22 protein-coding genes and 1 pseudogene are annotated in these 23,857 nt (G+C 70.4%); 10 read left to right on the top strand and 13 right to left on the bottom strand.

Translation table 11 applies throughout. The features are described from left to right. Window positions 1–3: 3 nt before the first annotated feature. On the bottom strand, window positions 4–831 hold the full coding sequence (locus ACZ4SA_RS20755) for an ABC transporter permease (protein ID WP_468276527.1): 828 nt from the start codon (window positions 829–831) through the stop codon (window positions 4–6). Beyond that, window positions 828–1,964, bottom strand: coding sequence for an ABC transporter ATP-binding protein (locus tag ACZ4SA_RS20750; protein ID WP_468276524.1), 1,137 nt, complete (start codon window positions 1,962–1,964; stop codon window positions 828–830). Before ACZ4SA_RS20750 ends, ACZ4SA_RS20755 begins: the two co-directional genes overlap by 4 nt. Window positions 1,965–2,443: 479 nt before the next feature. Here ACZ4SA_RS20750 and ACZ4SA_RS20745 point away from each other — a divergent pair, with 479 nt between their 5' ends. After that, complete coding sequence (locus ACZ4SA_RS20745; RefSeq protein ID WP_468276521.1) at window positions 2,444–3,424, top strand: hypothetical protein; 981 nt, start codon at window positions 2,444–2,446, stop codon at window positions 3,422–3,424. Between the two features lie 69 nt (window positions 3,425–3,493). Here ACZ4SA_RS20745 and ACZ4SA_RS20740 read toward each other — a convergent pair whose 3' ends face one another. The 5 genes from ACZ4SA_RS20740 to mce all read right to left on the bottom strand — a co-directional run bounded on the left by ACZ4SA_RS20740 (window position 3,494) and on the right by mce (window position 11,155). Next, complete coding sequence (locus ACZ4SA_RS20740; RefSeq protein ID WP_468276518.1) at window positions 3,494–4,273, bottom strand: ABC transporter permease; 780 nt, start codon at window positions 4,271–4,273, stop codon at window positions 3,494–3,496. Window positions 4,274–4,276: 3 nt separating this feature from the next. Beyond that, window positions 4,277–5,302 (bottom strand): ABC transporter ATP-binding protein, encoded by a 1,026-nt coding sequence (locus tag ACZ4SA_RS20735; RefSeq protein ID WP_468276515.1) that lies wholly within the window; start codon window positions 5,300–5,302, stop codon window positions 4,277–4,279. Between the two features lie 164 nt (window positions 5,303–5,466). Continuing rightward, the gene (locus tag ACZ4SA_RS20730) at window positions 5,467–6,405 is read right to left on the bottom strand and encodes a cellulose-binding protein (RefSeq protein ID WP_468276512.1); all 939 of its coding nucleotides are present in this window, start codon (window positions 6,403–6,405) and stop codon (window positions 5,467–5,469) included. Between the two features lie 114 nt (window positions 6,406–6,519). Beyond that, window positions 6,520–10,560 (bottom strand): polarized growth protein Scy, encoded by a 4,041-nt coding sequence (gene scy / locus ACZ4SA_RS20725; RefSeq protein WP_468276509.1) that lies wholly within the window; start codon window positions 10,558–10,560, stop codon window positions 6,520–6,522. Window positions 10,561–10,726: 166 nt separating this feature from the next. Further along, the gene (gene mce / locus ACZ4SA_RS20720) at window positions 10,727–11,155 is read right to left on the bottom strand and encodes a methylmalonyl-CoA epimerase (protein ID WP_468276506.1); all 429 of its coding nucleotides are present in this window, start codon (window positions 11,153–11,155) and stop codon (window positions 10,727–10,729) included. Between the two features lie 143 nt (window positions 11,156–11,298). On the opposite strand from mce, the gene ACZ4SA_RS20715 reads away from it, so the two are divergent. The 3 genes and pseudogenes from ACZ4SA_RS20715 to ACZ4SA_RS20705 form a co-directional block, all read left to right on the top strand. Continuing rightward, window positions 11,299–12,501, top strand: coding sequence for an acetyl-CoA C-acetyltransferase (locus tag ACZ4SA_RS20715; RefSeq protein WP_468276503.1), 1,203 nt, complete (start codon window positions 11,299–11,301; stop codon window positions 12,499–12,501). A 25-nt stretch (window positions 12,502–12,526) separates the two neighbouring features. Beyond that, window positions 12,527–13,483, top strand: a complete 957-nt coding sequence (gene meaB / locus ACZ4SA_RS20710) for a methylmalonyl Co-A mutase-associated GTPase MeaB (RefSeq protein ID WP_356630740.1) — start codon at window positions 12,527–12,529, stop codon at window positions 13,481–13,483. Then, window positions 13,484–14,092: pseudogene (locus ACZ4SA_RS20705) on the top strand (ATP-binding protein); the annotation flags it as partial. Window positions 14,093–14,190: 98 nt separating this feature from the next. Here the strand turns inward: ACZ4SA_RS20705 and ACZ4SA_RS20700 are convergent. From ACZ4SA_RS20700 to ACZ4SA_RS20685, 4 genes are all read right to left on the bottom strand, one after another. Continuing rightward, window positions 14,191–14,667 carry a MarR family winged helix-turn-helix transcriptional regulator gene (locus ACZ4SA_RS20700; protein WP_468276500.1) on the bottom strand — a complete coding sequence of 159 codons (477 nt, stop codon included), beginning with the start codon at window positions 14,665–14,667 and terminating at the stop codon, window positions 14,191–14,193. Window positions 14,668–14,789: 122 nt separating this feature from the next. Further along, entirely contained in the window at window positions 14,790–15,605 is an 816-nt protein-coding gene (locus ACZ4SA_RS20695; protein ID WP_468276497.1) for an AIM24 family protein, read from the bottom strand. Next, complete coding sequence (locus ACZ4SA_RS20690; RefSeq protein WP_468276495.1) at window positions 15,602–16,252, bottom strand: AIM24 family protein; 651 nt, start codon at window positions 16,250–16,252, stop codon at window positions 15,602–15,604. The genes ACZ4SA_RS20695 and ACZ4SA_RS20690 overlap by 4 nt, the downstream gene beginning before the upstream one ends. Further along, a complete protein-coding gene (locus ACZ4SA_RS20685; RefSeq protein WP_468276492.1) occupies window positions 16,252–16,890 on the bottom strand; it encodes an AIM24 family protein in 639 nt (212 codons plus the stop codon). Before ACZ4SA_RS20685 ends, ACZ4SA_RS20690 begins: the two co-directional genes overlap by 1 nt. Window positions 16,891–17,055: 165 nt before the next feature. Between ACZ4SA_RS20685 and ACZ4SA_RS20680 the strand changes: the two genes are divergently transcribed. Both ACZ4SA_RS20680 and ACZ4SA_RS20675 read left to right on the top strand, forming a co-directional pair. Further along, window positions 17,056–17,400, top strand: a complete 345-nt coding sequence (locus ACZ4SA_RS20680; protein ID WP_468276489.1) for a DUF3817 domain-containing protein — start codon at window positions 17,056–17,058, stop codon at window positions 17,398–17,400. Beyond that, window positions 17,397–17,690 carry an MTH1187 family thiamine-binding protein gene (locus tag ACZ4SA_RS20675; protein ID WP_468276487.1) on the top strand — a complete coding sequence of 98 codons (294 nt, stop codon included), beginning with the start codon at window positions 17,397–17,399 and terminating at the stop codon, window positions 17,688–17,690. Before ACZ4SA_RS20680 ends, ACZ4SA_RS20675 begins: the two co-directional genes overlap by 4 nt. 28 nt (window positions 17,691–17,718) lie before the next feature. Here the strand turns inward: ACZ4SA_RS20675 and ACZ4SA_RS20670 are convergent, their stop codons facing one another. Beyond that, window positions 17,719–18,252 (bottom strand): glycoside hydrolase family 6 protein, encoded by a 534-nt coding sequence (locus tag ACZ4SA_RS20670; protein ID WP_468276484.1) that lies wholly within the window; start codon window positions 18,250–18,252, stop codon window positions 17,719–17,721. A 454-nt stretch (window positions 18,253–18,706) separates the two neighbouring features. Between ACZ4SA_RS20670 and ACZ4SA_RS20665 the strand changes: the two genes are divergently transcribed. The 3 genes from ACZ4SA_RS20665 (at window position 18,707) to ACZ4SA_RS20655 (ending at window position 21,435) form a co-directional block, all read left to right on the top strand. Beyond that, on the top strand, window positions 18,707–19,216 hold the full coding sequence (locus ACZ4SA_RS20665; protein WP_468276480.1) for a MarR family winged helix-turn-helix transcriptional regulator: 510 nt from the start codon (window positions 18,707–18,709) through the stop codon (window positions 19,214–19,216). Between the two features lie 52 nt (window positions 19,217–19,268). Then, a complete protein-coding gene (locus tag ACZ4SA_RS20660) occupies window positions 19,269–19,598 on the top strand; it encodes a DUF3817 domain-containing protein (RefSeq protein ID WP_468276477.1) in 330 nt (109 codons plus the stop codon). Window positions 19,599–19,734: 136 nt separating this feature from the next. Next, entirely contained in the window at window positions 19,735–21,435 is a 1,701-nt protein-coding gene (locus ACZ4SA_RS20655) for an acyl-CoA mutase large subunit family protein (RefSeq protein ID WP_468276475.1), read from the top strand. 11 nt (window positions 21,436–21,446) lie between these two features. Here ACZ4SA_RS20655 and ACZ4SA_RS20650 read toward each other — a convergent pair whose 3' ends face one another. After that, window positions 21,447–22,103 carry a TetR/AcrR family transcriptional regulator gene (locus tag ACZ4SA_RS20650; RefSeq protein WP_468276472.1) on the bottom strand — a complete coding sequence of 219 codons (657 nt, stop codon included), beginning with the start codon at window positions 22,101–22,103 and terminating at the stop codon, window positions 21,447–21,449. A gap of 193 nt (window positions 22,104–22,296) precedes the next feature. On the opposite strand from ACZ4SA_RS20650, the gene ACZ4SA_RS20645 reads away from it, so the two are divergent. After that, window positions 22,297–23,268: a tetratricopeptide repeat protein gene (locus ACZ4SA_RS20645; RefSeq protein ID WP_468276469.1), complete on the top strand. Its 972-nt coding sequence runs from the start codon at window positions 22,297–22,299 to the stop codon at window positions 23,266–23,268. Window positions 23,269–23,857: the final 589 nt, after the last annotated feature.

Raw genomic sequence — 23,857 nt, 5'->3', positions numbered from 1 at the left:
CGGTCAGACGTCGCGGCTGCTCATCGTCGCGTACGCCCCGCCGAGGGCCGCGAGCGAGAGCCCGAGCATGATCCACACGGATGTCCAGCCGAGCGGGCCGGACCCCCCTCCCGTGGCCTCGCCGTAGATGCCGATGAGCTGGCTCGGGATCGAGTAGGTGAAGAGGAAGTCGCGCACGCCGGACATGGAGTCGAACCCCAGCATGAAGAAGCCGGCCACCATGGGCATCAGCATCAGACCGAGCATGAGCGTGATCGCCCCGGCCGAGTGCCTGATCACCGCGCCGACCCCCAGGGCCAGCAGCCCGAGCGAGGCGATGTAGAGGCCCACGCCGACGGTTGCGCGCAACCACTCGTCACCCGTCGGCTCGCCTGCCTCCACCATCGCGTTCTGCATGACCGCCACGAGCCCGGCCGTCACGGTCGTGATGGCGAAGACCAGCAGGAAGAACACGGTCGCCTTGGCGGCCAGCACCCGGCCCCGGCTCGGGCAGGCCGTCAGCGTCGTGCGGATCATGCCGGTGCCGTACTCGGAGGAGATGGTGAGCACGCCCAGCGTCATCACGCAGACGGAGCCGGGCAGTATGCCGAAGAAGCCCATACCGAGCACGGACTCCTCGCCCAGTTCGGCCGATTCCCCCGCTGCGGAGACGAGCGCCGCGATGGCGAGGCCGAGACCGATCACGAGCACGATCATCACGCTCAGCGTCCACATCGTGGAGCGCACGGAGCGGATCTTCGTCCACTCGGAGGCGAGCGCGTCGCCGAAGTGGGCCCCGCGCACCGGGATCGGGGAGGCGTACGAACCGGGCTGCTGGTAGGGGGTGCTCATCGTGCGTCCTCGGGCTTGGTCAGGTCGGCGGGGGCGGCGGCCGGGGGAGCGGCGGGGGCATCCGGAGCGGAGGGCGCCGCGGGCGCCGCGTACGGGTTCTGGCCGGGCTGGGGCGGCGGCGGGGCGTAGAAGCCCTGCTGCGGCACATCGGGGATGTGCGGCTGCGGCGGGACGTGTCCCATCGGCGGCTGCTGCATCAGCCCCGACTTCTCGTCCGCGGTGGAGCGGTAGTCCACCGCGCCCTGCGTCATCCGCATGTACGCCTCCTCCAGAGAGGCCTGGTGCGGCGACAGCTCCCACAGCCGGACGTCCGCCTCGTGCGCGACGTCGCTGATGCGCGGCAGCGGCAGTCCGGTCACGCGCAGCGCGCCGTCGGGCTCGGACAGCACCTGGCCGCCCGCCTCCGCCAGTGCGGAGACGAGCTTCTCGCGCTGCTGCGGCTCGGTCTGCGGCGTCCGGACCCGGGCGAAGTCCGCCGAGTTGTGCGAGATGAAGTCCTTCACGCTCATGTCGGCCATGAGCTGGCCGCGGCCGATCACGATCAGGTGGTCGGCGGTCAGCGCCATCTCGCTCATCAGGTGCGAGGAGACGAAGACCGTCCGGCCCTCGGATGCCAGCTGCTTCATGAGGTTGCGGACCCAGAGGATCCCCTCGGGGTCGAGGCCGTTGACCGGCTCGTCGAAGAGCAGCACCTTCGGGTCACCCAGCAGCGCGGCGGCGATGCCGAGCCGCTGCCCCATCCCGAGTGAGAAGCCCTTGGACCGCTTGCGGGCGACTTCGTGCAGGCCGACGACTCCGAGCACCTCGTCGACCCGGCGCGCCGGGATGCCGGAGAGCTGCGCCAGCGACAGCAGATGGTTGCGGGCGCTGCGTCCGCCGTGCACGGCCTTGGCATCGAGCAGGGCGCCGACCTGGCGGGGCGCGTTCGGCAGCTGCCGGTAGGGGCGGCCGTCGATCGTCACCTGACCCGACGTCGGACGGTCCAGGCCGAGGATCATGCGCATCGTGGTGGACTTGCCGGCGCCGTTGGGGCCGAGGAAGCCGGTCACGGCACCCGGCCGCACCTGGAAGGAAAGGTTGTACACGGCCGTCTTGGCGCCGTAGCGCTTCGTCAGGCCGACTGCCTCGATCATTCTCCAGCCCCATCGACTTTCGGGTCGTCGGGGCACAGGCGGTGCAGCCGTACGCCCCCGTAAGTCCTAGGAGGATAACCGGGGGACGGCGGTTGCGGCCAAGGCGTAACGATGGGGCCTCGGTCACGGCCGGCCGTGACCGGCCCGTCGGACGCGGTCCCGGCTGCGCGCCGGGATTGCCGTGAAGAGCGCCGCAGAGGCCTTGGGGGCGCGGCATTTGATTGTTCTCCGATCCATGGGTACGTTGATGATCAGCCGGGTGCTGACCACACCCCGCGAGTCCAGGGGGAAATTCTCAGCCGTGCGGACGCTTCCGCACGGCGTTCTTTGTGCGTACCGCTCTGTGCGGGTGCCGCATGTCGAATTCGTGGTTCGCCTCATCCGTCCGCGACGGATGCGCAGGCCTGCCCGAGAAAGCCTCATGGGCGGATCGATCCGCAGAAGCGCTCCGCTTCGTTCTGAGAAGGAATCCGGCTGCCTTGAAGCCTACGTTCAAAATATCCACGGGGACCCTCGCTCTCGCGCTTTCCACTTCGCTGCTGGCCGCCGCGACCCCCGCGGTCGCCGCGGACTCCCCCGCGCCGTCGCACGCCGCGGCCGCCGTCGTCGAAAGGGCCACCGGCACCGGCGATCTGGCCGGCCGCCCCTCCGATGAGTCGGGGGGCGCCTTCAGGACCGCCGTTCCGGTGGGCGAGGGCGGCTCCGTCACCGTCGCCGCGCCCGGCAAGGCCAATGGTTCTGTCGAGGTCCGCGGCCCCGAGGGCAGCACGCTCGGCCTCGGCCTGCCCGTCACCGAGAGCGTCTCCGGTGTCCTGGCCGGCAGTGGAACCGTCGTCTACCCGGATGCCGCCGTGGCCACGGATGTCGCGGTGCAGGCCACGAACACCGGCGCCGTACGCGCTCTGGTGACTCTCAAGGACCGGACGGCCTCGACCACGCAGCGCTTCGACCTGGACCTGCCCGACGGAGCAGAGCTCGTCCCGGACGGCGAGGGCGGCTTCCAGATCGTGCAGGGCGGCGAGGGGGAAGACGGCGGACGTGCCATCGGCGCCATCGACGCCCCGTGGGCCAAGGATGCCCGGGGTGAATCCGTTCCCACGCATTACACACTCGACGGCGACACCCTGGTGCAGACCGTCGAAACCGATGATTCGACCGCCTTTCCCGTGGTCGCGGACCCCCGGATCTCCATGGGATGGGGTGTTTACATCAGCATGTGGGGGCGGGAGCTGAAAATCATCGCTCCCATGGTCGGATTCGGCGTGGAAGTCGGCCTCGCCTACATCTGCGGAAAGGCACGTCTGCTTCTTGGCACCGTCTGTGGTCTGGCTGTCGGTGGAAAGGTCTTCTTCCCGACTCTTGAAGCTTCCAAGAAGCTGAAGGACAAGACCTGCTACCAGAACAAGTTCGGTTCGAAGCGCAAGACATGGACCGTGGTGAACGCCAAGCAGTGCAAGTGACGTCCGTACACGGGTGGCAGGTGACGGTGGGGCCGGGGGACACTCACCGGCCCCACCGTCACCAGCGCCCTACGCGTCGCGCTTCTTCAGCACCAGGTAGCCGCCCAGCAGCGCCGCCACCACCCACAGCAGCATGATGCCGAGACCGCCCCACGGACCGTACGGGGACTCGCCGCTGTTCATGGCGTTGGGAACGACCTGCATGATCTTCGAGCCGGCCTGGTCCGGGAAGTAGCGCGCGACGTCCTTCGCGCCGGGAACCGCGGAGAGGATCTGCGAGACCAGGAAGAAGAACGGCATCAGGATGCCGAGCGACAGCATCGAGCTGCGCAGCATCGCGGCAACGCCCATCGAGAAGATCGCGATGAGGCCCATGTAGAGCCCGCCGCCGACCACGGCCCGCAGGACGTTCTCCTCGCCGATCGTCGTGCGGTGCTCGCCGAGCAGCGCCTGGCCGAGGAAGAAGGTGAGGAAGCTGGTCGCCATCCCGACCACCAGCGCCAGCAGCCCCGCCACCGCGATCTTGCTGAAGAGGAAGGTCGCGCGCTGCGGCACCGCGGCGAGTGAGGTGCGGATCATGCCGGAGCTGTACTCGGTGCCGACGACGAGAACACCGAAGACGACCATCGCCAGCTGCCCGAGCACCATCCCGGAGAAGCTGATGAGTGTCGGGTCGAAGGTCAGCCGCTCGGCGTCGGGCAGATCGCCGAACGTCGCGTTCATCAGCGCGCACAGCGCGGCGCTCATCGCGACCGTCACGGCGAGCGCGCTGATCAGGGTCCAGCGCGTCGAGGAGACCGTACGGATCTTGGTCCACTCGGACCGGAGAACGGCGGGTACGGATGCCATCGGTCAGGCTCCCTTGTCGCGCGGGGCCCACTGCGGGGCGTCGTGGCCGGACTGCGGGGCGCCCCCGCCGGGCGGTGGGGCGGCCACGCCGGGCGGTGGGGCCTGCGGTGGCGCGGCCTGGTCCGTGGAGTGCGCGTGGTACTCCACGGCACCGGCGGTCATCTGCATGAACGCCTCCTCGAGCGAGGCGCGTTGGGAGCTGAGCTCGTGCAGCACGATCCGGTGCTCCGCGGCCAGCTCGCCGAGCTGCTCCGTCGTCGCGCCGTCGACCTCCAGGGTGCCGCTGCCGGTCTCGACGGGCGTCATGCCCGCCCCGTGCAGCACATCGCGCAGCTGTTCCTGCTGGGGCGAGCGCAGCCGCACGTAACTGCGGGAGTTCTGCTGGATGAAATCGGCCATCGACGTGTCGGCAAGCAGCTTCCCCTGGCCGATAACAATCAAGTGTTCGGCGGTCAGAGCCATTTCGCTCATCAGATGGGACGAGACGAAGATCGTTCTTCCCTGTTGGGCGAGGGTCTTCATCAGATTGCGGATCCAGTGAATTCCCTCGGGGTCCAGACCATTGACGGGCTCGTCGAACATCAGGATCTCCGGATCGCCGAGCAGCGCCGACGCGATTCCCAGTCGCTGCCCCATGCCCATCGAGAAACCCTTGGACTTCTTCCTCGCCACCGCCGTCAGCCCCACCACGTCGAGGACTTCGGCGACCCGGTGCTCCGGGATGCGGTTCGCCTGGGCGAGGCAGAGAAGGTTGTTGTACGCGCTGCGGCCGCCGTGCATCGCCTTGGCGTCCAGCAGCGCGCCGATGTACTTCAGCGGCTCGTCCAGATCGCGGTAGTGCCTGCCGTCGATCCTGACCGTGCCGCTGGTGGGATTGTCGAGATCGAGCATCATCCGCATCGTCGTCGACTTGCCCGCCCCGTTGGGGCCGAGGAAGCCGGTCACCACACCAGGGCGGACCTTGAAGGAGAGCTGGTCGACGGCGACCTTGCGGCCGAAGTGTTTGGTGAGGCCCTCAAGCTCGATCATGCGTTCACGCTACGGGTGGCCACAGGCGCCCGCCACCGGGTTTACCCAAGGAAAAGTGTCGGTTCCGCATCGGGACGACACCCGGGCACCGGCAGGGTGACAACGCACTGGTGCCCGGTGCCTGAAAGGCACCGGGCACCGGGGGACCGATGTCCGAGGAGGCGTCAGCGGGACTGCTGGGCCGGGACTCCGCGGGAGATCGGCTCGTCGTCGGCGGGCGTGCCCGCCGCTGCCACCGCGGCACCGGTCAGCGTCGCCAGCATCTCGCGGACGTTGGTCAGCTGGGCGTTGATCGAGTCGCGGCGGTTGGTGAGCGCCGCCAGCTCGCGCTCCGATTCGCTGCGGATGCGGTCGGCCTTCGCGGTCGCGTCGGCGACGATGTCCTCCGCCTGGCGCTGCGCGGTCTCCACCGTCTGACGGGCACGGCGCTCCGCGTCCGTACGCAGCTTCTCGGCCTCGAGGCGCAGCTGCTCGGCGCGGTGCTCGATCTCCGCCAGGCGCTTCTCCGCCTTCGCCTGACGCGAAGCCAGGTCCCGCTCCGACTGCTCGCGGCGCTTGGCCAGGTTGGTCTCGAAGTCCGCGGCGGCCTGGGCGGCCTTGGCGCGGGTCTCCTCGAAGAGTGCGTCCGCCTCCTCACGCTTGGACTGCGCGTCCTTCTGCGCCTCGCTGCGCAGCGCCTGGGCCTCGCCCTGGGCCTTCTCGACGATACGGACGCCCTCGTCCTCGGCCTTGGCCTTGCGCTCCGCAGCGAACGACTCGGCGTCGTTGCGGACCTGCTGGGCGGCGGACTCGGCGAGCTCACGGTGCTGCTCGGCCGCGCGACGGGCCTCTTCGCGCAGGTCCTTCGCTTCCTCCTCGGCGAGACGGAGGATCTTCTCGACGCGTGCACCAAGGCCGGCGTACGACGGCTCCGCGTCGTTGACCTGGGCCTGGGCGTTCTGCGTCTCGAGGTGGAGCTCCTCGATGCGCTTTTCCAGAGCAGTGATTCGGGCCAGAGCACTATCACGGTCGGCGACGAGTTTGGTAATGCGGTCATCCACCTGACCGCGGTCGTAACCACGCCGCACGAGCTCGAAGCCGAAGGGGGAGGAAGTGTCGCTCATGGGGTTCCTGTCGAATGAGACCGGTGAGGTGTTAGAGGGAATCCTAGGGGCCGAAGCGGCGTGTCATCGAGCGGATGCCCGTTTGATCTGGAGAATGTCCAACCTTTTGAGTGGCTAGCCGTCGGAGGACTTGCCACTCGAACGTGTAACACCTGCTGACGCCCCGGCCTTGACACCCCCGGTGGAGCCGTTGTTGCCGGAGTTCTTGCCTCCGGCAGGTGCCTCGAACGACTCCAAGGCCTCGAGCACGTCCTGGACACGGGAAATCTCCGCCTGGATGTCCTCGCGCCTGCGCACCAGCACATCGAGCTCCCGCTGGCCCTCGTCGACCGTGCGCCCGGCCTCCTGGTCGGCCTCCGCCTTCGCGCGCTCCCCCTCGCGGATCAGCTCGGCCTTCTTCTGCTCGGCCTCCTTCAGGAGACCCTCCGCCTTCTTCACGGCGGCGATCCTGACCTTGCTCGCTTCCGAGTTGGCCTCCGACAGCAGCTCCTTGGCCTTCGCCGCAGCCTCTGCCCGCTGCTCTTCCGCCGCCTTGACCAGGGAGTCGACCCGCTCGCCGGCGGTCTTCATCTGCTCCGCCGTCTCCCGGCGCGCCCGCTCGTGGAGTTCCTCGACCTCGCTCTCGACCCGGGCCCGCAGCTCCTCGCCGCGCTCCCTTATGGCCGTCGCGTCCCTGCGCGCACCGATGAGCAGCTCGTCGGCATCCGTACGGGCTTTCTCCACCAGCGAGTTGCCCTCGACCGCGGCCTCCGCGACCAGCCGCTCCGCCTCCTTGCGGGCGGCGCCCACCATCGTGTCCGCCTGCTCCTCGGCCTCGGTGGCGGCGCGCAGCGCCTCCTCCTGGGCCTTGGCGACGAGCTGGTCGGCCTGCTCCGCGGCGTCCGCGCGACGCTTGGCGGCCGCCTCGCGCGCCTCGTCGAGCAGCCGGTCGGCCTCCGCGCGGGCCTCGGACCGCAGCTGCTCGGCCGCCGTCTCGGTCTCCGCCCGGTGCCGCTCGGCCTCCGCCCGGATGCGCTCGGCCGCCTGCTGCGCGGAGCCCACCGTCTCCGCGGCTTCGGCACGCAGCCGTTCGGCGTCGCTGTTGGCCTCCGTCCGCAGTCGCTCCGCGTGCGCGGCCGCCTCCGCCGCGATCCGCTCGGCCTCGCTCGTCGCTTCGCCGATCAGCTGGTCGGCCTGGGCCGCGGCGTCGGCACGCCGCTTGTCCGCGGCCTGGCGAGCCTCGTCCAGCACCTGCTCGCGGTCGGCACGTACGGCCGCCCGCATCTGCTCGATCTCGGCCTCGCCGTCCACCTTGATCTGCTCGGCCTCGGTGAGCAGCCGCGTCGCGTCGGCGTCCGCCGATGCGCGCAGCTCGGCCGCCTCGGTGCGCAGCCGCTCGCTCTCGCTCGTGGCCTCACCCATCAGCAGGTCCGCCTGCGTGGCCGCCTCCGAACGGATCCGGTTGGCGTCGTCGCGCGCCTCGGCGCGGGTCCGTGAGGCGTCCTGCTCGGCGGACGCGACGGCGTCCGACGCCTCCGTGCGCATCCGCTGCACGTACTCGGCGGTGTCCGCCCGCAGCCGGTCCGCCTCGTCGATCGCCTCTGCGACGGTCCGCTCGGCGAGCGACTGCGCGGCTTCCGTCTCCTCCTGGGCCCTGGCCCGCAGCCGGCCGACGTCCTCCGCGGCCCGCTCCCGCTCCGCGTACGCGTCGGCGCGGACCCGGTCCGCCTCCTCCTGCGCCTCGGTCCTGGTGCGCTCCGCCGAGTGCTCCGCGGCGCTGCGCAGTCCGGCGATCTCCTGCTCGGCCTGCTCCTGCAGACCCGTGACGGAGTCCCGGACCTGCTGGGCGGTCTGCTCGGCGGTGGACACCATCTCTGTGGCGCGGCGGTCGGCCTCCTCGACCAGCCGCTGCGCCTCGGTCTGCGCCTCCTCGACCCGCTTGCGGGCCGAGGCGAGCAGCTCCTCACTCTGCTCGCGCGCCCGCTCGCGCTCCTGGCCGGCCTCGGTGCGCGCGGAGTCGAGGGTCTCCTCCGCCTCCCGGCGGCGGCGGACCGCCTCCTCCTGAGCGGCGGCCAGCGCCTCCGCGGCCTCCGCACCCACGCGTTCCGCCGCGGCCGTCGCCTCGGCCCGTACCCGGTCGGCGGTCTCCTGGGCCTCGTTCCTGAGCCGCTCGGCCTCCGTGGCCGCATCGCTGTGCAGCCGTACGGCGGCGGCCTCCGCCTCCGCGCGGGTCGCCGACGCGTCGGCGGCGGCCTCGTCCCGCAGCCGGTCCGCCTCCTGCTCGGCCTGCTCCTGGAGCGCGCGCAGCCGCTCGCCGGCCTCGCCGCGCAGCCGCTCGGTCTCCTCCGCCGCCTCGCGACGGATCCGCTCGCCCTCCGCGCGTGCCTCGGCCAGACCCTCGTCCGCAGCGGCGAGGCGGGTCTCCGCCTCGGTGTGAAGACGGGTCAGCTCGTCCGCGGCCTCGGCCTGGCGTGCCGCTATGCCGCGCTCGGTCTCCTCGCGGAGTTCGGCCGCGGCCGCCTCGGCGGCCGCGGCTACACTCTCGGCCTGCTCCTCGGCCTCCGCGCGCAGCCGGTCGGCCTCCGCGCGGGTGCGCTCCAGCGTCTCCTCGGCCTGCTTGCGCAGGGTCGTGGCGCGCTCTATGGCCTCCGTGCGGACCTTCTCGCTGTCGGCGGTGGCCTTCGACCGCAGCTCGTCGGCGTCGGTGCGCGCCTTGGTGAGCAGTTCCTCCGCGGTGCGCGCCGCTTCCTCGATCTGCTGGACGGCCTCGCGGCGCGCCTCGCCGCGGATCCGCTCGCCCTCGGCGACCGCCTCCGCGCGCAACTGTTCGGCCTCGCCGCGCAGCCGGCGCGCCTCCTCCTGCAGTTCGACCGTCTTGGCGCGGTACTCCTTGGTGTCGTCCTTGGCCGCGCCCTTGAGCTGGTCGGCCTGCTCGGCGGCCTCGCCGCGCAGCCGGTCCGCCTCTGCCTCGGCCTCGCGCCTGATCCGCTCGGCCTCCTCGCTCGCCGCGCGCGTGGTGGCCTTGGCGTCCTCCGACGCCTTGGTCAGCACCTCTTCCGCGGTACGGGCGGCCTTCGCGAGCGCCGCCGCCGAGTCCTCCGCGGCAGCCGTACGCGCCTTCTCCGTCGCGGCCTCGACGAGCTTCTCCGTCTCGGCGCGGGCGTCCGCGAGCGCCTGCTCGGCTTCCGCCTTGAGCGTCTCGGACTCCTTGGTCGCCTCCGCGACCAGCCGGGCGATCTCCGCCTTGGCCGTACGGGTGCGCTGCTCGTTGACCGACTCGGCCGACGACAGCTGCTTGGCGGCCGACTCCTTCGCCTCGGTGAGCAGCTTCTCCGCCTCCGCGCGGGCCTCGCGCAGCTTCTCCTCGGCCTCCTGCATCCGCTGCTGGGCGGCGCGACTGAGCTCCGCGGCCTGCTGGCGGGCCTGGTCGGACTCGGCAGAGGTGGAGGAACGCAGCTGCTCCGCGTGAGTGGTCGCCTCCTGCGCCTGGCTGGAGGCGGCGTTCAGCAGCCGCTCGGCGTCCTTGCGGGCGCGCAGCAGGATCGCTTCGGCCTCGGCACGGGTGGTTTCCGCCTCGCTGCCGAGCCGCCTGCGGGCCTCCTCGGCGATCCGGGCGGCCTCCGCGCGGGCGGCGGCGAGGGACTGCTCGGCCTCGGCGCGGGACTCGTCCAGCAGCCGCTGGGCCTGCGACTCGGTACGGGCACGCAGCTGCTCGGCCCAGGCGACGTTCTCGTTGACGTGCGACTCGACGGTCTGGCGGCGCTCCGCGAGCTCCTGGTCGAGGCGCTGCCTGCGCTGGACGGCCTCCGTGTGCAGCTCGGCCTGGAGCCTGGCCTGGTGCTCCGCGTGCTCCTGAAGGATGCGCTGCGTCTGTGCCCGGGCCTCGCGGAGCTCACGCTCGGCGTCCTGGCGCAGCTGGTCCGCCTGGATCTGGGCGTTACGGAGCAACTGCTCGGCCTGGTAGCCGATGTCGGCGCTGTCGTAGGCAGGACGGGAGGCGAGATTGCGGCGGGCCTCGTGGAGCTTGGCGCGCAATACCTCGACCTGGTAGCCGAGGTCCTCGGCATGCTGGACGGCCTTCTCCCGCGCTTTCTTCAGCCGATCCATCTCGGCCTCGAAGCGCGAAAGGTGGTCGTCGTCAGCTCGGTGGCTCTCCTGGCGTTCGTAGCCCCGCACTGCGCGGTCCCATCCGTCCCCTGGTCGCAACTGTCTCCAAACGAGCACCGTTCGCCGGCGAACGGCCCCCCGGGGAATGGTGACAGATCAACGACGGAGACGCGGCACGGCCCCGACCCGGCCCCGGCCCGGAACGGCCCACTCTACCGGGCCGGGAATCCTCGGGTCAGTGGTCCGTTGCAGAGGTGACGAGTTCGGTGAGTACGCCGTGGCAGTCCTTGGGGTGGAGGAAGGTGATGCGGGAGCCCATCGAACCGATACGCGGTTCGTCGTACAGGACGCGGACGCCCTTGCCGCGGATGTCCTGCGCGTCCGCGTCCACGTCGGCGGTGCCGAAGGCGATGTGGTGGACGCCCTCACCGTTCTTGGCCAGCCACTTTCCCACCGCGGAGTCCTCGCGGGTGGGCTCCAGGAGCTGGAGGTAGGAGGCGCCGCCGTCGGACGTCTCATTGATCTTGAGCATGGCTTCCCGTACTCCCTGCTCCTCGTTGACCTCGGAGTGGAACACCTCGAAGCCGTACGTGGCCCGGTAGAACTCGACAGTCTTGTCGAGGTCGAAGCAGGCGATCCCGATGTGGTCGATTCGCGTCAGCATTCGACCAGTGCAGCGCCTGAAGGGTGGTTACGCAACGTGCGCGCGATCACACCGGTCGGCCGGTGACCCGGAGCCGTACCGCTCAGTACATTTGAGTAAACCCTCGTTCACTCCTCAGCTGCGGCTGAAAGGGGATCGTCCTCATGTCAGGAACGACCGGTAACACCTCCGTGATCGTCGCGGGCGCTCGCACGCCCATGGGCCGCCTGCTCGGCTCGCTCAAGTCCTTCTCCGGCGCCGACCTCGGCGGCTTCGCCATCAAGGCCGCGCTCGACCGGGCCGGGATCGGCGGCGATCAGGTGCAGTACGTGATCATGGGCCAGGTGCTCCAGGCCGGGGCGGGGCAGATCCCGGCGCGCCAGGCCGCGGTCAAGGGCGGCATCCCGATGAACGTCCCCGCGCTCACCATCAACAAGGTCTGCCTGTCCGGCCTCGACGCCATCGCGCTCGCCGACCAGCTGATCCGCGCCGGCGAGTTCGACATCGTCGTCGCCGGCGGCCAGGAGTCCATGACCAACGCGCCGCACCTGCTGCCGAAGTCGCGCGAGGGCTACAAGTACGGCGCCGTCGAGATGCTCGACGCCATGGCGCACGACGGCCTGACCGACTCCTTCGAGAACGTCGCCATGGGCGAGTCGACGGAGAGGCACAACACCCGTCTCGGCATCCCGCGCGACGTCCAGGACGAGATCGCCGCGCTGTCCCACCAGCGGGCCGCGGCCGCGCAGAAGAACGGCCTCTTCGAGGCGGAGATCACGCCCGTCGAGATCCCGCAGCGCAAGGGCGACCCGATCCTCTTCTCGAAGGACGAGGGCATCCGGGCCGAGACGACCGTCGAGTCGCTCGGCAAGCTGCGTCCCGCGTTCTCCAAGGACGGCACGATCACCGCCGGCACCTCCTCGCAGATCTCGGACGGCGCCGCCGCCGTGGTCGTGATGAGCAAGGCCAAGGCCGAGGAGCTGGGCCTCGAGTGGATCGCCGAGATCGGCGCCCACGGCAATGTGGCCGGACCGGACAACTCGCTGCAGTCGCAGCCGTCCAACGCCGTACAGCACGCCCTGAAGAAGGAGGGCCTCGGCGTCGAGGACCTCGACCTCATCGAGATCAACGAGGCGTTCGCGGCGGTCGCCCACCAGTCAATGAAGGACCTCGGCGTTACCCCGGAAAAGGTGAACGTGAACGGCGGCGCGATCGCGCTCGGCCACCCGATCGGTATGTCCGGCGCGCGCGTCGTGCTGCACCTGGCGCTGGAGCTCAAGCGCCGCGGCGGCGGCGTGGGCGCGGCGGCGCTGTGCGGCGGCGGCGGTCAGGGCGACGCATTGATCGTCCGCGTCCCGGGCAAGTAGTCCTGAAGAGAATCGGAGCAGCACGATGGTGGACGTCCCCCAACTGGTCGCCCAGGCACGTGAGGGCAAGCCACGGGCCGTGGCCCGGCTGATCTCACTCGTCGAGGGGGCGTCCCCGCAGCTCCGGGAGGTCATGGCGGCGCTCGCCCCGCTGACCGGCGGCGCGTACGTCGTCGGCCTGACCGGGTCGCCGGGCGTCGGCAAGTCCACCTCCACCTCCGCGCTCGTCTCCGCCTACCGCAAGGCCGGCAAGCGGGTCGGCGTCCTGGCCGTCGACCCGTCCTCGCCCTTCTCGGGCGGGGCGCTGCTCGGAGACCGGGTCCGCATGTCGGAGCACGCCTCCGACCCCGGCGTCTACATCCGCTCCATGGCCACCCGCGGCCACCTCGGCGGCCTGGCCTGGGCCGCGCCGCAGGCGATCCGCGTCCTGGACGCGGCCGGCTGCGACGTGGTCCTGGTCGAGACCGTGGGCGTCGGCCAGTCGGAGGTGGAGATCGCCTCCCAGGCCGACACGTCCGTGGTGCTCCTCGCGCCCGGCATGGGCGACGGCATCCAGGCGGCGAAGGCGGGCATCCTCGAGATCGGCGACGTGTACGTCGTGAACAAGGCCGACAGGGACGGGGCCGACGCCACGGCCCGAGAGCTCAACCACATGCTGGGCCTCGGCGAGTCCCGCGGTCCGGGCGACTGGCGCCCGCCGATCGTCAAGACGGTCGCGGCGCGCGGCGAGGGCGTCGACGAGGTCGTCGAGGCGCTCGAGAAGCACCGGGCGTGGATGGAGGAGCACGGCGTGCTTGCCGAACGCCGGGTGCGCCGGGCGGCGACGGAGGTCGAGACGATCGCGGTCACGGCCCTGCGCGAGCGCATCGCGGACCTCCACGGCGACCGCCGCCTGGGCTCGCTGGCGGAACGCATCGTGGCGGGCGAGCTGGACCCGTACCGGGCGGCGGACGAACTGGTGACGGGGCTGACGGAGTCGTAGCGGGGGCCGGGGGGCTCACCCGGAGTCGTAGCGGGGGCCGGGGCGGCCCACCCGGAGTTGCTGGACGTGCCGGGGCGGTGGAGGACACCGTACGGCTTCAGCAGGTGGCCGCCGGCCTGCTGCTGCCGGCCCGTCTGGACGCGGGGGAGCGGCCGGGTGCGCACCGTGTGGACCCGGCAGTCCTGCTCCGCGAGGAGGTGGCCCAGCGTGCGGGCGACCGGCTCCCGGTCGAGGTGACGGCGGCGGAGGGCCTTGAAGTGGTCGGGTCGCGAGGCCGGTTGGCCCGGGTGGTGGGCAATCTGCCCGACAACGCCCAGCGGCACGCGGCCACTTCGGTCACCGCCTCCGTGTGGCCGGAGGCCTACCGGATCGTGCCGGCCGTCGCGGACGACGGGTCGGGTGTGCCGGAGCAGGCGCGTGGGCGCATCTTCGAACGGTTCGTACGGCTCGATGACGCCCCGCAGCCGTGACGAGTGCGCCGGCCCGGCCGTGGCCATCGCCCGCGATGTGGCGCGCCGTCACGGCGGCACTCTCACGCTGGCCCGCTCGGCGTACGGCGGGGCGCTGTTCGAGCTCACCCTGCCCCAGGCGCCGCGGGAAGGGTCTTGAGGGCCCGCTCCGGCAGGGGCCGCAGGTCGCGGTGCGCGGTCGTACGCCCCCGTCACCGTCGTGTGACAGGGGGCCGTATCCGGACGTCCGGCGCGGACTCAGAGCTTGCCGCGGCGACCGCGCAGGTGCTCCGCGACGGGCGTCAGCGACTCCCGCAGATCGGCGAGCGCGTCCGGGGTCAGCAGGTCGATGAAGTGCTTGCGGACGGAGGCGACGTGGTGCGGCGCCACCTTCTGCATGGTGGCTACGCCCTCGTCGGTCAGCACGGCGTACAGTCCACGCCGGTCGGACTCGCAGTTCTCCCGCCGGACGAGCCCGGCGCTCTCCATGCGGGTGACCTGGTGCGAGAGGCGGCTCTTGGACTGCAGCGTGGCAGTGGCGAGGTCGCTCATCCGCATCCGCCGGTCCGCGGACTCGGAGAGGTTGACCAGGATCTCGTAGTCGTTGTTGGTCAGGCCGAACGGCTGGAGGTCCTTCTCGAGCTGGTGCATCAGCAGCTTGTTGACTTCCAGATGCGTGCGCCATGTGCACTGCTCGTCATCGGTCAGCCAGCGAGTGGCCGTCTCGGTCTCCATATATGGATTCTACCTAAGAAGTTGAAAAGCGGACGAAGTCGGGGGGTGTGACGCCTGGCACCCGCGCACCAGGGGGTGCACAGGGGCGCAGACGTTCGACGTCACACTCCGCAGACTACCGCTCACAGCCCGAAGCGACGCTGGAGGTCCCCTAGCTGGCCGGGAAGGCGCGGTGAGGATCCGTGCTGGCCGGCGGCGCCGGCCGACCCGTGCCCGCCCGGAACGCCCGGCTCCGCACCGGCCAGTCCGGTCGCCTGTTCCGGCATCAGCGCCTCGGTCGACTGCAGCAGCACCGTGCCCGCGCCGACGAACTCGAACTGGTGCTCCTCGCCCGACGCCCCGCCGATCCCGGTCAGCGACCGCATCCCGCCCATGACGCCCGTCATATAGCCGTGGTCGTAGTGGTGGCAGGGCGAGGGGCAGTCCGCCCAGCCCACCAGGGCCTGGGGATCCACCCGGATCGGGGGCTCCATGAAGACCACGGGACCGTTCGACGCGGCGACGAACTTGCCCGTTCCGATCAGGGTCAGAAAGCCCGGCACGATCGACTGCTTGAGCGCCAGTGTGGGCTGGTATGCCAGCAGATTGCCGGCCCGGATCGTGAGGTTCCCCTCGTCGAGGTCGAAGGAGTTCACGTCGAAGGCGCGGTCCGCGAGCAGCATCTTGCCGCTGCCCTCCGCCACCACCCAGTCGCTCGCGTGCAGCGGCGAATGGAACGAGGTCCGCATCAGCCGGTCGAGGCGGCCGTGGCCGATTCCGTTGAAGTCGATGCGCCCGTAGTAGGCGATCATCTTGCCCTTCTGCAGGAACCACTGGGAGCCCTTGAGCTCCACGCAGAAGGTGTACGCGTTGACGTTGTCGTCGCTGGGCAGCGTCGTCGGGTCGAAACTCCCCAGGGGCCCAGCGGCCCCGGGGATACCCCATGCGGGCGTGCTCACAGTTTCTCCTCCGACGCCTGGACGTACACCGCACCGCTGCCGCTGAGCTCCAGCTGGAACGCCTCGCCGGAGCCGCGCCCCACCATGTCGCGCCAGCCGAGCGCCGTGGAGAGCTTGTTGCGTACGTCGCCGTGGTGGGCGACATACGCCTGGGGGTCCACATGGACCGGCCGGGAGGGGGTGATCGGCAGCTCGATCACCCCGCCGTGCGCCATCACCGCGACCGCGCCGTGTCCCTTGAGGGTCGTGGTGAACAGGCCCTGGCCCGTTACCTGACCGCGCACCATGCCCATGACCCCGCCCTGGGAGCCCATGAACATCGTGCCCTGCTGCAGGGTCCCGTCGAAGGCCAGCAGCCGGTCGGCCTCGACGTGGAGGGTGTCGCCGGTGAGCTGGATGACCTGGATGTGGTGGCCGCCGTGGCCGAACATCACCGTGCCGTTCCCCTCGACGGTCATCAGCGGCGCCGCCTCGTTCGCCACGCGGCGGCCGATCATCGACGCCAGCCCGCCCTGGCCGCCGGTGATGTTCGGCGTGAAGCTGACCTGGCCCTTGTACGCGAGCATCGCGCCACGCTGGCTGAACATCTTCTGGCCGGGCATCACGGTCGCCTCGACCATCTTGGAGTTGATCTCGCGGAAAGGCATCAGACATCCCCTCCTACGGTGTTGCGCTCGCTCGGCTGCACGTAGACCAGCCCGTCGCCCTCGAAGCGGATCTGGAAGGCCTCGCCGCCGCCCTCGCCCAGGAAGGTGCGGAACGTCACCCCGGACTGGAAGTCCTGCCGCAGGTTGCCCTGGTGGGCGATGTACGCGCCGGGGTCGACGGACAGCGGGTACTGGGGCGTCACCCGCAGCACCACCGCCGTCCCATCCGACATGATCGCCGCCTGGCCGGTGCCCTCGACGGTGGTCGTGAACAGACCGTTGCCCGTCGCGCCCCCGCGCAGCCCGGTGAAGGTCGTGCCGGTGCGCAGCCCGCCGTCGGTGCACAGCAGGTTGCTCGACTCGACGTAGAGCTTGTCGCCGTGCAACTGCACGAGGTTGATCTCGCTCGCACGGTCCGCGAAGTAGCAGGTGCCCTGCCCCTTCACCTCCATCATGGTCATCTGCTCGCCGGTGAGCCGGCGGGTGACCATCCCGCGGATGCCCTCACCGCCGCCGGACATCTTCTTGAAGGCCATCTGGCCGTCGTAAGCGACCATCGACCCGTTCTTCGCTCTGACGGCGTCGCCGGTCATGTCGACCGCGAGCACTTTGCTCCCCTGGAGCCGGAACGTTGCCACGGGCAGACGTTATCCGGTGATTCCGACCCCGAACAGCGTCCTCGGGGATGATCCGGACCCTGACAAAGAGTTCGCAAAGTGGCCTGCCACAATGGTTCGCGAGCTTGTGCATGTGTTCACAAGATCCGTGCCCCCTGCCCATCCCCTCACCACCGAAGGTGACCCGTGGACATCAAGACCGCCTCCTCCCTGCACCGCCTCCGCCTCGTCTCCGCGCCGGAGGCAGTCTCGTTCCTCGTGCTGCTCGTCTGCTCGGTGCTCAAGCGCACCACGGACTTCAACGCGGTCCCGGTCATGGGTGCGATCCACGGTCTGCTCTTCGTCCTGTACGTGCTCTTCTGGCTGGACGCCTGGAACCGCACCAGGTGGGACCTGAAGACCGCGGCCCTGTACTTCGTCCTCTCGGTCCTCCCCTTCGGTGGCTTCTTCGCCGAGCGCAAGCTCAAGCGCGAGGCCGACGACGCCGTCATCGCCTCCCGCGCCCGCGGCGAGAACGTGGTGGACGCGTGATCGTCGCCTTCTCCGTCACGCCCCTCGGTGTCGGCGAGGACGTGGGCGAGTACGTCGCCGACGCGGTCCGTGTCGTACGCGAATCCGGACTCCCGAACCGCACCGACGCGATGTTCACGTCGGTCGAGGGCGACTGGGAGGAAGTGATGGACGTGGTCAGGCGCGCCGTCGCCGCCGTGGAGGCCCGCGCCCCGCGCGTGTCGCTCGTCCTCAAGGCGGATATCAGGCCCGCTGTCACGGACGGCCTCACCTCGAAGGTCGACACGGTCGAACGCCACCTCGCGGGCTGAACGACACGGACCCGATCGGGGCCGTCGTTCACCCCTGCGTGCCCCGCCGTTCCTGCCTGCCCCGCGCCAGGGCGTGCGCGCCGTCGAGCAGTTCGGACAGGTGCGTGCCGAAGGTCCGGTCGGCCTCGTCGACCTCGAAGTCGAAGACGTCCAGCGCGAAGCCGTCCGCCCGGTCGACCCCGGCCCGCCGCAGCGGCTCGACCAGCTGCTGCGGCTGCTCGATCCGGCCCGGGGCGCCCGCGCCCACGTAGACCATGGTGTTCGTCCGGCTCTTCAGCACGTCGACGGCTTCGGAGAGCAGCCGGTAGCGCTCGTCGTGATGCCGCGCGGGAATGCAGCCGTCCGCGATCTGCGGTACGGCGTCCGGCTCCAGCACGACGAGCGCGCGTGCGTCGCGCAGGGCTTCCCCGAAGCGGGCGATCCAGTGGCGGTAGGCATTCGCGTCCTTCGCGCTGCCGGCCGCGGGGGCGCCGCAGCCACGCCGCGGGAGGTTGTCCGCGACGAACACCGCGGTCCGGCCGGCCTTCCGCGCGCCCGCCACGGCGCGCCGGATATCGGGCACCGGGTCGTCACCACGCGGCCGCACCGCTGTGGGGTGTGGGGGGAGCCGGTGCGGAACCCTCGCGCCGGCCGTCCCACTCCCCGCCGACCCGGCTTCTGCCCGGCCGGGGACGGGCGGGGCCTCGCCCGGCGCCGCCTCCCTATGCGCCGAGGGGCCTGCGGGCGGCCCCGGTGACGGGACACAGCAGGCGGCGCACAGGGCCGCCAGGGCGACTGCGGCGAGCCTGACCGGGAACCTCTCGGCGGTGCGTCTGACCCGGAATCCGACGGCGGTGCGTCCGGCAGGGGATCTGCGGCCGGACATACGCAAGGTGCCCCCTCGGGCGGTGGTCGAAGAACGGAGCCGGTCAATCCTGGCACAGCGGACAGGGCCCGCCGGGCTGGGCCGAACGGTTGAACGACCGAAGTGCGAGACAGGGCTGACCAGCATGTGACCAGTCGGTAAGGTCGGTGCCGTGCCGAAGCCGCTCAGCCTTCCCTTCGACCCCATCGCCCGCGCCGACGAACTCTGGCAGCAGCGATGGGGACCCGTGCCCTCGATGGCAGCGATCACCTCGATCATGCGCGCGCACCAGATCCTGCTCGCCGAGGTCGACGCCGTCGTCAAGCCGTACGGACTGACCTTCGCCCGCTACGAGGCGCTGGTCCTGCTGACCTTCTCCAAGGCGGGCGAGCTGCCGATGTCCAAGATCGGCGAGCGGCTGATGGTGCACCCGACCTCGGTGACGAACACCGTGGACCGGCTGGTGAAGTCCGGTCTCGTCGCCAAGCGCCCCAACCCGAACGACGGCCGTGGCACGCTGGCCTCCATCACGGAGAAGGGCCGGGAGGTCGTGGAGGCGGCCACCCGCGACCTGATGGCGATGGACTTCGGCCTCGGTGCGTACGACGCGGAGGAGTGCGCGGAGATTTTCGCGATGCTGCGTCCGCTGCGGGTCGCGGCGGCGGATTTCGAGGAGAAGTAGGTCACCCGACCCGCAGGAAGATCGCCCCTTGCGCCCGGTTACGCTCGACGCCATGAAAGCGAATGTGCTCGTCCGTTACCGGGTGATGGCGTACGTCACCGCTGTCTGGCTGCTCGTCTTCACCGCGGCGATCGTCGCCAAGTACGGCTTCGACACCGGCGACACCATGCTGATCTCGCAGATCCACGGTGTGCTCTTCATCATCTACGTCGTCTTCGCGTTCGATCTGGGCTCCAAGGCGAAGTGGCCGTTCGGCAGGCTGCTGTGGGTGCTGGCCGCCGGCTGCATCCCGTTCGCCTCGTTCTTCGTCGAGCCGAAGGTCACGCGCGAGGCGCGGGCGCTGATCACGGACGGCGCGGCCCCGGCGACGGCCGACGCGTAGAACGCGAAAGCGCGACGGCCCCACGCGTAGGACGCGCACAGGTCACGGCAGCGCGTAGGACACGAAAGCGTCGCGGATCCGGCTCGCGGCGCTTTGCCATCGACATTTACTAGGACGTCCTAGTAAATTCGAGTGTATGGACGCTGACGCGATCGAGGAAGGCCGCCGACGCTGGCAGGCCCGGTACGACAAGGCCCGCAAGCGGGACGCAGACTTCACCACGCTCTCGGGCGACCCCGTCGAGCCGGTCTACGGCCCACGGCCCGGAGACCACTACGAGGGCTTCGAGCGCATCGGATGGCCCGGGGAGTACCCCTTCACCCGCGGGCTGCACCCGACGGGCTACCGGGGCCGCACCTGGACCATCCGCCAGTTCGCCGGCTTCGGCAACGCCGAGCAGACCAACGAGCGCTACAAGATGATCCTGGCCGCCGGCGGCGGAGGACTCTCCGTCGCCTTCGACATGCCGACCCTCATGGGCCGCGACTCCGACGACCCCCGCTCGCTCGGCGAGGTCGGCCACTGCGGTGTCGCCATCGACTCCGCCGCCGACATGGAGGTCCTGTTCAAGGACATCCCCCTCGGCGACGTGACGACCTCGATGACGATCTCCGGCCCGGCCGTGCCGGTCTTCTGCATGTACCTGGTCGCCGCCGAGCGCCAAGGGGTCGACCCGGCCGTGCTCAACGGCACGCTGCAGACCGACATCTTCAAGGAGTACATCGCGCAGAAGGAGTGGCTCTTCCAGCCCGAGCCGCATCTGCGTCTGATCGGCGACCTGATGGAGCACTGCGCCGCCGGCATCCCCGCGTACAAGCCGCTGTCGGTCTCCGGCTACCACATCCGTGAGGCGGGCGCGACGGCCGCGCAGGAGCTCGCGTACACCCTCGCCGACGGCTTCGGCTACGTCGAGCTGGGGCTGTCCCGCGGCCTCGACGTCGACACCTTCGCGTCCAGGCTGTCCTTCTTCTTCGACGCGCACCTCGACTTCTTCGAGGAGATCGCCAAGTTCCGCGCCGCGCGCCGGATCTGGGCCCGCTGGATGAAGGAGGTGTACGGGGCGAAGACCGACAAGGCCCAGTGGCTGCGCTTCCACACCCAGACCGCCGGCGTCTCGCTCACCGCCCAGCAGCCGTACAACAACGTCGTGCGCACAGCGGTCGAGGCGCTGTCGGCAGTCCTCGGCGGCACCAACTCCCTGCACACCAACGCCCTCGACGAGACCCTCGCCCTGCCGAGCGAGCAGGCCGCCGAGATCGCCCTGCGCACGCAGCAGGTGCTGATGGAGGAGACCGGCGTCGCAGGCGTCGCCGATCCGCTGGGCGGTTCGTGGTACGTCGAGCAGCTCACCGACCGCATCGAGGCCGACGCCGAGAAGATCTTCGAACAGATCAGGGAGCGCGGCCGCCGCGCCCACCCGGACGGCCGGCACTCCATCGGCCCGATCACCTCGGGCATCCTGCGCGGCATCGAGGACGGCTGGTTCACCGGCGAGATCGCCGAATCGGCCTTCCGCTACCAGCAGTCCCTGGAGAAGGGCGACAAGAAGGTCGTCGGCGTCAACGTCGCGACCGGCTCGGTCACCGGCGATCTGGAGATCCTGCGGGTCAGCCACGAGGTCGAGCGCGAGCAGGTGCGCGTGCTGGCCGACCGCAAGGCCGGCCGTGACGACGCGCTCGTACGGTCCTCGCTGAACAAGATGCTCGCCGCCGCGCGGGACGGCTCCAACATGATCGGCCCGATGCTCGACGCCGTACGGGCGGAGGCCACCCTGGGCGAGATCTGCGACGCCCTGCGCGACGAGTGGGGCATCTACACGGAGCCGCCCGGCTTCTGAGCCACTGACGGTCAGGTGGACAGGGAGCCGAGCCCCGACACCAGCAGAACCGTGAAGCGGCGCGCCCACTCGGCGTCCACCGGCTCGGCGCTCACCAGCGCACGGTGGACCACGGCGCCCGCGACCACATCGAAGATCAGGTCCGTGTTGCGGGCCGCCGCGTCGGGGTCGTCCTCGTACGGCAGCTCGCCGCGGGCCTGAGCGCGTTCCCGGCCCTCGATGACCAGGCGCTTCTGCCGGTCGACGATGGCTGAACGGATCCGGTCCCGCAGCGCCTCGTCCCGGGTGGACTCCGCGACGACGCCCATCAGCGCGGTCTTGGTCTCCGGGAGCTGCAGCAGCTCGGCGAACTGCAGGACCACGCCCTCCACATCGGCGACGAGGCTGCCGCGATCGGGGAGTTCCAGTGCGTCGAAGAGGACGGCGACGGCGTCGACGACCAGTTCGTTCTTGCTCGCCCAGCGCCGGTACAGCGTGGTTTTGGCGACCCCCGCGCGCGTGGCCACGTCCCCCATCGTCAGCCTGGACCAGCCCAGCTCCACGAGGGAGGCGCGGGTCGCCTCCAGGATGGCGGCATCGGCCTCGACGCTGCGGGGCCGTCCCGTGCGTCCGGTACGTCCCGAACACAGGGCTTCGGGGTGGGTGCTGCTGGACATGGACGCGACCATACCCGCCAGTAAGTAGAAAAGCGGCTGTGAGGCAGCTCACCGCAGAACCCCTCACGCCACCGGCCCTGCACAGATACGCTACGACCTGTAGCGAAAGCCATGGCCGGGCTCGTCGCGACAGCCACAAGGCGCCGAGGTGGGGACCCGGCGCCGACTTTTTCACATGGGCGCGCGGAAGGGGGAGGATGTACGCATGCAGCCTAGGAACATGTCCATGAGCGGCGTCGTCGACCTCGCCGCGGTGAAGGCGGCCAACGAGGCCAAGGTGAAGGCGGAGCAGGCGAGGGCCGAATCCGCCCGTCAGGGTGGTGGCGGTGCCGTGTCCCCCGCCGCCCTGGTGATCGACACCGACGAGGCGAACTTCGAGCGTGACGTCCTCCAGCGCTCCACCGAGGTCCCGGTCGTCATCGACTTCTGGGCCGAGTGGTGCGAGCCGTGCAAGCAGCTCGGCCCGCTGCTGGAGCGCCTCGCCACCGAGTACAACGGCCGTTTCGTCCTCGCCAAGGTCGACGTCGACGCCAACCAGATGCTGATGCAACAGTTCGGGATCCAGGGCATCCCCGCGGTCTTCGCGGTGGTGGCCGGCCAGGCGCTGCCCCTCTTCCAGGGAGCGGCCCCCGAGGCCCAGATCCGTCAGACGCTGGACCAGCTCGTGCAGGTGGCCGAGGAGCGCTTCGGCCTGACCGGCATCGCGGTCGACCCCGATGCGTCGGGTGACGCCGCAGAGCCGCAGCCCGTGCCGGCCGGCCCGTACGACGCTCTTCTCGAAGCCGCCGTCCAGGCCCTGGACGCGGGCGACTTCGCCGGGGCCGTCCAGGCGTACCGGAACGTCCTCTCCGACGACCCGGGCAACACAGAGGCGAAGCTCGGCCTCGCGCAGGCCGAACTGCTTCGCCGTGTGCAGGGCATGGATCAGCAGAAGGTCCGCCAGGCGGCGGCCGGGAACCCTGTCGACGCCACCGCGCAGATGGCCGCCGCCGACCTGGACCTGGTGGGCGGCCATGTCGAGGACGCGTTCGGCCGGCTCGTCGAGACGGTGCGGCGGGCGGCGGGCGACGAGCGGGACGCCGCCCGGGTGCGGCTGCTGGAGCTCTTCGAGGTGGTCGGTCCGGACGACCCGCGGGTGACGGCGGCGCGGCAGGCGCTGGCGCGAGTCCTGTTCTGAGCCCTTGACGGGACTTCGCTGAGCCCTTGACGGCGCCTCATGGACGCCGCATTGACAGTGATTCTGACAAGGGTGTCCTGAAAGTCTCCTTCTGGCGGATTACGGCGGTGGCGCTGATGAGGCGTCACCGCCGTTTTGGCGACACAGTGACAAAATGCTGACGGTCTTTACCAAAACTTGGTAAACGCGGTGAGGGTTACTCGGAGTACAGCAAGGCGCTGATTCTGTCCCCTTATCGGAGCCTATCTCCCGTTCTGGAAACGCTACCGGTGGCACCCTGTGTGCTCGCCCGGCATCACGCGGTCGTGACCTGGTTATCGGGCCGTTACTAGCCAGTAACGAACCCCCTTGTGTCCCAGCCAGGAATGGACAACGATCGGCGACGCTCGGTCCGAAAACGCACCAGCCCGGCCTCCAGCCGCGCCCGCGCCTTCGGGTCCCCACCGAGCCGACCGGCGGCAGTGGCGCCGGTCGCGGACAGGGGGGTTCCTGCCACAGAACGGCAGGGCCTGTCCGGCAGGTTGTGCGTGATGAGTCAGGCGCGACCAGTGGTTGTCGCTCGGGGGTGATCGCCGGTGTTTTTCGGACG

The organism is Streptomyces sp. NPDC027962 (genome assembly GCF_055566095.1).
This window is presented reverse-complemented; position numbering and strand designations above follow the sequence as displayed.

Bases quoted from the DNA above. Each gene is read 5' to 3' on its own strand.
- ACZ4SA_RS20755 (WP_468276527.1), bottom strand. From the start codon at position 831: ATGAGCACCCCCTACCAGCAGCCCGGTTCGTACGCCTCCCCGATCCCG.
- ACZ4SA_RS20750 (WP_468276524.1), bottom strand. From the start codon at position 1,964: ATGATCGAGGCAGTCGGCCTGACGAAGCGCTACGGCGCCAAGACGGCC.
- ACZ4SA_RS20740 (WP_468276518.1), bottom strand. From the start codon at position 4,273: ATGGCATCCGTACCCGCCGTTCTCCGGTCCGAGTGGACCAAGATCCGT.
- ACZ4SA_RS20735 (WP_468276515.1), bottom strand. From the start codon at position 5,302: ATGATCGAGCTTGAGGGCCTCACCAAACACTTCGGCCGCAAGGTCGCC.
- ACZ4SA_RS20730 (WP_468276512.1), bottom strand. From the start codon at position 6,405: ATGAGCGACACTTCCTCCCCCTTCGGCTTCGAGCTCGTGCGGCGTGGT.
- mce (WP_468276506.1), bottom strand. From the start codon at position 11,155: ATGCTGACGCGAATCGACCACATCGGGATCGCCTGCTTCGACCTCGAC.
- ACZ4SA_RS20715 (WP_468276503.1), top strand. From the start codon at position 11,299: ATGTCAGGAACGACCGGTAACACCTCCGTGATCGTCGCGGGCGCTCGC.
- meaB (WP_356630740.1), top strand. From the start codon at position 12,527: ATGGTGGACGTCCCCCAACTGGTCGCCCAGGCACGTGAGGGCAAGCCA.
- ACZ4SA_RS20700 (WP_468276500.1), bottom strand. From the start codon at position 14,667: ATGGAGACCGAGACGGCCACTCGCTGGCTGACCGATGACGAGCAGTGC.
- ACZ4SA_RS20690 (WP_468276495.1), bottom strand. From the start codon at position 16,252: ATGCCTTTCCGCGAGATCAACTCCAAGATGGTCGAGGCGACCGTGATG.
- ACZ4SA_RS20660 (WP_468276477.1), top strand. From the start codon at position 19,269: ATGAAAGCGAATGTGCTCGTCCGTTACCGGGTGATGGCGTACGTCACC.
- ACZ4SA_RS20655 (WP_468276475.1), top strand. From the start codon at position 19,735: ATGGACGCTGACGCGATCGAGGAAGGCCGCCGACGCTGGCAGGCCCGG.
- ACZ4SA_RS20650 (WP_468276472.1), bottom strand. From the start codon at position 22,103: ATGGTCGCGTCCATGTCCAGCAGCACCCACCCCGAAGCCCTGTGTTCG.
- ACZ4SA_RS20645 (WP_468276469.1), top strand. From the start codon at position 22,297: ATGCAGCCTAGGAACATGTCCATGAGCGGCGTCGTCGACCTCGCCGCG.